We start from the raw sequence: 7,879 nt of genomic DNA, 5'->3' as shown, positions 1-7,879 counted from the left end.
GAAAATGCCCGCCAGCTGGAACGGCTGCGCAGCATTTTTGAAGACCTGAAAGCGCAGTTCGTTTTTTATCCCATACCTGTAGCCATTGGCCATGGGTTTATAGATCATACTTTAAAGCTGGTATGTTATACCGATCACCAGATCTTCCAGCGCTACCACAAGTACAAGGTAAAGCAGGCCTATAACAAGAACAAGGCCATTACCATGAAAACCTTGCGGGAGCTGCAGTCCGGCGATTTTGTAACGCACATTGATCATGGTGTGGGCATGTACAGCGGCTTGCAGAAAATAGAGGTAGGCGGTAAAATGCAGGAAGCCATCCGCATTATTTACAAGAACAACGACCTGTTGTATGTAAACATCAACTCCCTGCACAAGATCAGCAAGTACACCGGTAAGGAAGGCGTGGAACCGCGCGTGAATAAGCTGGGCAGCGATGCCTGGGATAAGCTGAAGGAAAAGGCTAAAACCCAGGTAAAAGATATTGCCAAAGACCTTATACGCCTGTATGCCGCCCGTAAAGCGCAGCAGGGCTTTGCCCACTCGCCGGATACCTACTTGCAAACAGAGCTGGAAGCTTCTTTTATTTACGATGATACGCCGGACCAGAGCAAAGCTACTGCCGATGTGAAGCGCGACATGGAATCACCGCACCCTATGGACCGCCTGGTGTGTGGCGATGTAGGTTTTGGTAAAACAGAAGTAGCCGTACGCGCCGCCTTTAAAAGCCTGGTGGATGGCAAGCAGGCCGCCATACTGGTGCCCACTACCATCCTGGCTTTCCAGCACTACAAAACATTTTCAGAACGCTTAAAGGATTTTCCCTGCACGGTCGATTACCTGAACCGCTTTAAATCAGCCAAGGAAAAGAAAGAAACCCTGCAAAAGCTGGCAGAAGGGAAAATAGATATTATTGTAGGCACACATGCCCTGTTAAGCAAGGATGTGAAGTTTAAAGACCTGGGTGTGCTGATTGTGGATGAGGAACAAAAGTTTGGCGTATCAGCCAAAGAAAAGCTGAAGCAGATCAAGGTGAATGTAGATACGCTCACCCTAACGGCTACGCCTATACCGCGTACGCTGCAGTTCTCCCTCATGGGTGCGCGCGACCTCTCTATCATAAACACACCGCCGCCTAACCGCCAGGCCATTGAAACAGAAGTGCATGTATTTGACCATGACCTGATCCGCGATGCTATTTACTTTGAAGCAGAGCGCGGCGGGCAGGTATATTTTGTATACAACCGCGTACATGGTTTGGGTGAGATGGCATCCCTGATCCGCGGCCTTTGCCCCGACCTGGCTGTTGCTACAGCGCATGGGCAAATGGAAGGCCATAAGCTGGAAGAGGTGATCCTGGATTTTATAGACCGTAAGTACGATGTGCTGGTATGTACCAACATTGTAGAAAGCGGGGTGGATATTCCCAATGCCAATACTATTATCATTAATAACGCGCACCATTTTGGCTTAAGTGATCTGCACCAGCTGCGCGGGCGCGTAGGCCGCAGTAATAAAAAAGCCTTCTGCTATTTGCTGGCGCCACCGGTTAGCACCTTACCGGCCGATAGCCGTAAACGCCTGCAAACACTGGAACAGCACAGTGAGCTGGGTAGCGGCTTCCAGATCTCCATGCGCGACCTGGATATACGCGGCGCCGGTAACCTGTTAGGCGCAGAGCAAAGCGGCTTTGTAGCGGAAATAGGTTTTGATATGTACCAGAAGATCCTGGACGAAGCCATCCGCGAGCTGAAGCAAAATGAGTTCCGTGACCTGTTTAAGGAACAGCTGGAGCAAAAGAAAGATTTTGTAAGCGATTGTACCATTGATACCGACCTGGAAATACTGATCCCCGACAGTTATATAGAAAGTATCCAGGAACGTTTAAACCTGTACCAGGAATTGGATAACATTACCCTGGAAGATAAGCTGAAGGAATTTACCGCCGGCCTGCAGGACCGCTTTGGGCCTATGCCGCAGCCGGTAGAGGATCTGCTGACCATGATCCGTTGCCGTTGGATGGCCATAGCCCTGGGCTTTGAGAAAATGATGCTGAAAGAGGAAACCCTGCGCTGTTATTTCATTAACAACCCGGATTCTCCCTACTTTGAATCACCCACCTTTAATCATATACTCACCTATGTACAAACGCGCGTAAACAATGCCCGTTTAAAACAGGTAGGTAAGAATTTTATGCTGGTAGTAGAGCGCATCCGCTCTATGACAGACCTGTACAACTTCCTGAAAGCAATGGAAGACGCCAGGAATTAATATGTGTGCCACACCTCAAAGGTGTGGCACACATACCTCCGCATATACCTCCACATATATCTTCGCATATCCCCGCCTGTAACATAATCCCCCGCCCATCCGTTCCACCCTCCGTAGCATCATTAAAAACTTTTTTTAAACCCTTTATGGAATCTATCCCGCAACCTGCATCATGCTGTTGTAAAAAGGAATACACACCATTTAAAACAAATCATATGAAAAAGGTAATGTTAGTATTAGCCGGATTATTGTTAACAGTAAGCACCTGGGCACAGCAAACAGATAATAAACCTCCTGTAAAGAAAATTGAGGTGAACGGCTCCGCAGAAATGGAGATCACCCCGGACGAGATCTATCTCAGCATCACGCTTAAAGAATACTATCAGTCCAAGAACAAAACCAATAAGGTCGACATCAGCACCCTGGAAAAACAGCTGCAGCAGGCAGTGGTAAATGCAGGCATTCCGAAGGAAAACCTTACCATTGAAAATGTATTTGGTTTCAATCCTGATTGGTGGAGAGGCAAGAAGAAGAACGACCCTGATTTCCTGGCAGAAAAGAGATACCGCTTAAAGCTTAACAGGCTGGATAAAACCAATATTATACTGGCCGCGGTAGATGACGAAGGCATTTCTAACGTAAACATTTCTTCTTACACGCACAGTAAAATGGAAGAGTACCGCAAAGAGGTAAAAATGAAAGCCATACAGGCTGCCAAGGCTAAAGCTACCTACCTGTTAGGCGCTATTAACGAAAGCATTGCCGGTATACTGGAAGTGCAGGATATAAATACTGATAACTACAGCGATGCTGTAAGGCCCCTCCAGGTAAACGCATATATGGCACAGGCACGGATGGCAGACGGCGCAGCAGCGGAATCTGACATTGATTTCAAAACCATTAAGATCCGTGCAGAGGTAAGGACCGTGTTCTCCATTAAATAATTAAGTTCTCTTTAACAACAGGTGCCATGCTGTGCAATACAGCATGGCATTGTTTTGGTATAAACATATGCGTCACCAAAACCTTATGTTATGCGTAGTCAGATTAAAATCGGAGAACATGCAATTGAATCCAGTGTTTTACTGAAAGGTATTGGACTGGGACTGGCAGTTACAGCTGGTGTGCTGGGATGGATGTGGAGAAAGAAGATTGCCGGCAGCGTACAGCAACATGTACGGCACTATAATGGTAATAATAACAACGTATTTAAAAGATCAGGCCGCAGATGGCCGCAGGCTATGCCTGTTAAGTAATTAAAAAAGCCCCGCCTGGAAAGGCGGGGCGTGTCGATGGAAAAAGATTTCAAAAAAAACGATGATCTAGTTAATGTTGACTTTAAAAGTCCCGTCCGTTAATGGCTTTTCTGTTTCACCACTTTTACTTAATGTGCCCTGGAAAGTACCCTCGGCACGTTTACTATTAATGCTTGTAATTTGAACGTTAATGGTTGATACACCTATGTAACCCGACTCCGTTGAATCCGTTACCGGCATCAATGATGCTGCAGAACCACCATAAGTGCCTACCGGCATTTCACCATCCGGTGAAGTGATCATTAGCTGCATGTGCTCCTTAAAATTATTGGTAACCCCATCTATCACCAGTGTTTTTTTACCGGTGATCACGGTATCAGAGTAGTAAGCGGAAGTGCCGCTGGATACATATTGTTTACCCTCGAATGTAAATGAAAACACCGCTTCCGGTTGAGCATCGTCCTTTTTACAGGCGCTGAAGATCATTGCAGCCACCACAAAAATGGCCGCCACTCGGGATAATTTCATAGGTATAGGTTTATCGCTTTATTGCTTTCGGTATAGGTATAAATCTGAGTGCAAGATAGTAATATTTGCCATAAATTATATAAATAATCTATAAGTTTTTTTAATAAAATAAGGCTTTACGCTCTAGTTTTTTGATAATCAATAACCTGGCTTTGCTAAATTGGTTCAGCAATACAAACATGTTAAAACGCTTAATTATAGCGGTTTTTCACGGATGAGTTTGGCCAACTTGCTGTTCCTCCACCAGTTGTGGCCTTTAGCTAAAACCCGAATGTTAATTAGCACATATAAACAAAAACCCCGGGCATTATACCCGGGGTTCATTTATAACGTATAACGATATACGGTTAAGCATCAATTTTAGCATACTTGGCATGGGATTCTATGAATTCCCTGCGTGGAGGTACTTCATCACCCATCAGCATACTAAATACACGGTCTGCTTCTGCAGCGCTTTCAATAGTTACCTGTTTCAGGGTGCGGTTCTCCGGGTTCAGGGTAGTTTCCCACAGCTGCTCTGCGTTCATTTCACCCAAACCTTTATAACGCTGTATCACTACATTCTCTTCCTTACCTTCACCGGCTATACGGGATACCGCAGCCTTACGCTGTTCTTCCGTCCAGGCGTATTCCTGTTCCTTACCCTTTTTCACTAAGTATAACGGTGGTTGTGCAATGTACACATACCCTTGTTCTACCAGGGCTTTCATATAACGGAATACAAAGGTCAGGATCAGGGTTGCAATGTGGCTGCCATCCACATCGGCATCGGTCATAATGATCAGCTTATGATACCGCAGCTTGGTCAGGTTCAGGGCTTTATCATCTTCTTCCGTACCAATGGTTACCCCCAGTGCGGTAAAAATGTTCTTGATCTCCTCGTTCTCATAGATCTTGTGCTCCATGGCTTTTTCTACGTTCAGGATCTTACCCCTTAACGGTAATATAGCCTGGAAAGCACGGTTGCGGCCCTGTTTAGCCGTACCACCCGCGGAGTCTCCTTCCACCAGGTACAGCTCACATTTACCGGGATCATTTTCAGAGCAGTCAGCCAGCTTACCGGGTAAGCCGCTGCCGGTTAGCACGCTTTTGCGCTGCACCAGCTGCCTTGCTTTACGGGCGGCTTCGCGGGCCTGTGCGGCCAGCACTACTTTGTTGATCACGGTTTTAGCCTCGCGGGGATGCTCTTCCAGGTAAGCGTTCAGCACATCTGCAACAGCGCTGTCCACTACACCCATTACATCAGAGTTACCCAGCTTGGTTTTGGTTTGGCCTTCAAACTGCGGCTCCGGTACCTTTACGCTTACTATAGCGCTCAGCCCTTCGCGGAAGTCATCACCCGTAACCTCGATCTTTGATTTCTCAAACAGCTTGTTCTTATCGCCATAGCTTTTGAATACACGGGTAATGGCGCGGCGGAAGCCTGCCACGTGTGTACCGCCTTCTATGGTATTGATATTATTTACGTAAGAGAAAATGTTCTCACTGAAAGAGTCATTGTACTGCAGTGCTACTTCTACCGCTACGTTAGAAGCCGCGTCATGCGCTTCTATGAAAATAGGAGCAGGCATTAAGGAATTACGGCGGCCGTTACGGTCCAGCATCTGCACAAATTCTACGATACCGCCTTCGCTGTAAAAAGTTTCGCTGAGTACATTACCCGCATCATCTTTTTCGCGTTTATCGATCAGGTCTATCTTGATCTTGCGGTTCAGGTAAGCCAGCTCACGCAGGCGCCCTGCAAGGATCTCGCGGTTATAGGTAGTTTCCTTGAAGATCTCATCATCCGGCTTAAAATGTACAATCGTGCAGGTATCCTCGGCTGTGCCTATTTCCCGTACGGAATATTGCGGTGCGCCACGGTGGTATTCCTGCTCAAATATTTTTCCTTCGCGGTGCACGGTTACATGCAGCACAGAGCTTAATGCGTTTACGCAGCTTACACCTACCCCGTGCAAACCACCGGATACTTTATAGGTGTTCTTATCAAACTTACCACCCGCGTGTAATACGGTCATTACTACTTCCAGGGCGGAACGGCCTTCCTTGGTGTTCATACCGGTGGGAATGCCGCGGCCATCATCATAAACACGTATGGAATTATCTTCGCAAATGGTAACTTCAATGTTCTTACAAAAGCCTGCAAGCGCTTCATCTATGGCATTATCTACTACCTCATACACCAGGTGGTGCAACCCTTTAACACCAATATCGCCTATATACATGGCCGGCCGCTTGCGTACCGCTTCCAGCCCTTCCAATACCTGAATACTATCCGCATCATATGTGTTGGTGGCGGCAATTACTTGCGCTAATTCTTCGCTCATATCTTGATGTAAAAATGCTAATTGATTAAATGTCTCGTGAATTGTGCAAATATACGGAAAATGGGCCTCATTTCAATAAAAAACAGGCAGTTTTTGGACGGTATGGATGCCTTTTTTGGATGCAGGCACACGGCAGTGCAAAGGTGTGTATAGATGGTGTACAAATAAAATAAAAATATGAGGGAAATATCAGTTTTTTCAACTATTCATAAGATGCATTTTAAAGCTTAATATTTGCGGCAATAGCCGTTTCCTTTACACCGGCAAACAACGTTTTCCAAACCAGGTTAAAGAACGATTTCTGAGGGTCACGTGTATACTTCACATGGGATACTTTAACCGGTCCCCCATTATCTGAAGGGTTGCTGTCATTAATGGCAATTGCATTGGCAAACAGGCTAAGCAGGCCTTTACGCTTAAGCTGGTGTGTATCATCATCCTTTTTTAAGATGCTTATTTTTAAATGATCGTATATCATCTTTACTTCAGCAGTAGCCCCCTTTTCATTACCCTGCATGCTGAAAGTAAGGTCATGTATCTGGGCCGATTTTACCTCTACCAGCGCCAGTGGCCTTGTTACAGGCGTAAGCTGCCGCCCGTCCATATCCTTTAGCTGGCCGGTAATGGCAAAAGCGCCATGGGGCTCCCCCAATATAAAGTCAAAGCGTGCACGCAGCATACCGCTTTGCATAAACACAGCATCCATATCTGCCACCAGGTGCTTATTTTTTGCGATCATGGAATCAATGTTGGTAACGTTCCGGAAAACGCCATGTACCTGCTTAAACAGCAGGGTGCCCGTTTGCTGGGATTTGGGGTTCACCTCCGAATAGGACAGCTCTACTTTTTTGCCTATCAGCGTATCCACATAAACAGGTACTGCCAGCTTTTGCAGCAGCTGATGCGGGAACTGCCCGGTCTTGATCTCGCCGGAAGGAGGCAGGCTGCGGTTATGATAAATTTCAATGTTGCCATTTTCAATTTCCACATGCCTTGCCCACAGCTGCTGCTGTTGCAGCAGGGCATAGGGCTGAAGCTCCTTTACAAGAATGTTATTCAGCCGCACATCATAACGGTCGCGCTGGTATTTTATCTTACGGTCAAATGCAGCTTTTTCGTAACGCGGCTCTACGCGGAACTGGCCCAGGCGCAGGGTACGTTCTGCGGCATTATAGCTTACATCGCGCACAATCATCCAATACAGGCTATCTTTTGTACGGTGCCGGTAAGCGCGTAAATGCAGCTCATAATTACGCGCATATAAGAACCTGGATGGATCTTCCATCGCTACAGAATCGATCAGCAGGTCCTTTACATGTATGCTCAGGCGGTGTAGCTGGGTGATGATCAATCCACTGTCTTTCTTGATATACGTATATTTCAGGTTAGTGCTGTCAAGCCGCAAAGAGCCGATGGATAAAGATCTGATGCGGGAAGAAAGATTTTCATATGCAGAGCGGTGCCGGCTGGTATCAACATTCCGCGCATTTTGTTCCA

6 protein-coding genes are annotated in these 7,879 nt (G+C 46.5%); 3 read left to right on the top strand and 3 right to left on the bottom strand.

The features are described from left to right. The 3 genes from mfd to VIM87_RS09785 all read left to right on the top strand — a co-directional run. A partial coding sequence (gene mfd / locus VIM87_RS09795) for a transcription-repair coupling factor (protein ID WP_331996817.1) occupies window positions 1-2,271 on the top strand: 2,271 nt, incomplete at its 5' end. A 215-nt stretch (window positions 2,272-2,486) separates the two neighbouring features. Further along, window positions 2,487-3,215: an SIMPL domain-containing protein gene (locus VIM87_RS09790; protein ID WP_331996816.1), complete on the top strand. Its 729-nt coding sequence runs from the start codon at window positions 2,487-2,489 to the stop codon at window positions 3,213-3,215. Window positions 3,216-3,305: 90 nt separating this feature from the next. Beyond that, the gene (locus VIM87_RS09785) at window positions 3,306-3,527 is read left to right on the top strand and encodes a hypothetical protein (protein WP_331996815.1); all 222 of its coding nucleotides are present in this window, start codon (window positions 3,306-3,308) and stop codon (window positions 3,525-3,527) included. A 66-nt stretch (window positions 3,528-3,593) separates the two neighbouring features. Here VIM87_RS09785 and VIM87_RS09780 read toward each other — a convergent pair whose 3' ends face one another. The 3 genes from VIM87_RS09780 to VIM87_RS09770 form a co-directional block, all read right to left on the bottom strand. Next, window positions 3,594-4,055: a hypothetical protein gene (locus VIM87_RS09780; RefSeq protein WP_331996814.1), complete on the bottom strand. Its 462-nt coding sequence runs from the start codon at window positions 4,053-4,055 to the stop codon at window positions 3,594-3,596. A gap of 347 nt (window positions 4,056-4,402) precedes the next feature. Next, entirely contained in the window at window positions 4,403-6,382 is a 1,980-nt protein-coding gene (gyrB, locus tag VIM87_RS09775; RefSeq protein WP_331996813.1) for a DNA topoisomerase (ATP-hydrolyzing) subunit B, read from the bottom strand. Between the two features lie 220 nt (window positions 6,383-6,602). After that, on the bottom strand, window positions 6,603-7,879 hold a 1,277-nt coding region (locus VIM87_RS09770), incomplete at its 5' end, for a hypothetical protein (RefSeq protein WP_331996812.1).

The organism is Chitinophaga sp., assembly GCF_036569125.1.
GTDB lineage: Bacteria > Bacteroidota > Bacteroidia > Chitinophagales > Chitinophagaceae > Chitinophaga.
Note: the sequence above shows the minus strand (reverse complement) of the source record. Positions and strands in the feature narration are given on the sequence as shown.

What these genes read in the sequence shown, in the direction of transcription:
- VIM87_RS09785 (WP_331996815.1), top strand. Translation starts at nt 3,306, where the DNA reads ATGCGTAGTCAGATTAAAATCGGAGAACATGCAATTGAATCCAGTGTT.
- gyrB (WP_331996813.1), bottom strand. Translation starts at nt 6,382, where the DNA reads ATGAGCGAAGAATTAGCGCAAGTAATTGCCGCCACCAACACATATGAT.
- VIM87_RS09790 (WP_331996816.1), top strand. Translation starts at nt 2,487, where the DNA reads ATGAAAAAGGTAATGTTAGTATTAGCCGGATTATTGTTAACAGTAAGC.
- VIM87_RS09780 (WP_331996814.1), bottom strand. Translation starts at nt 4,055, where the DNA reads ATGAAATTATCCCGAGTGGCGGCCATTTTTGTGGTGGCTGCAATGATC.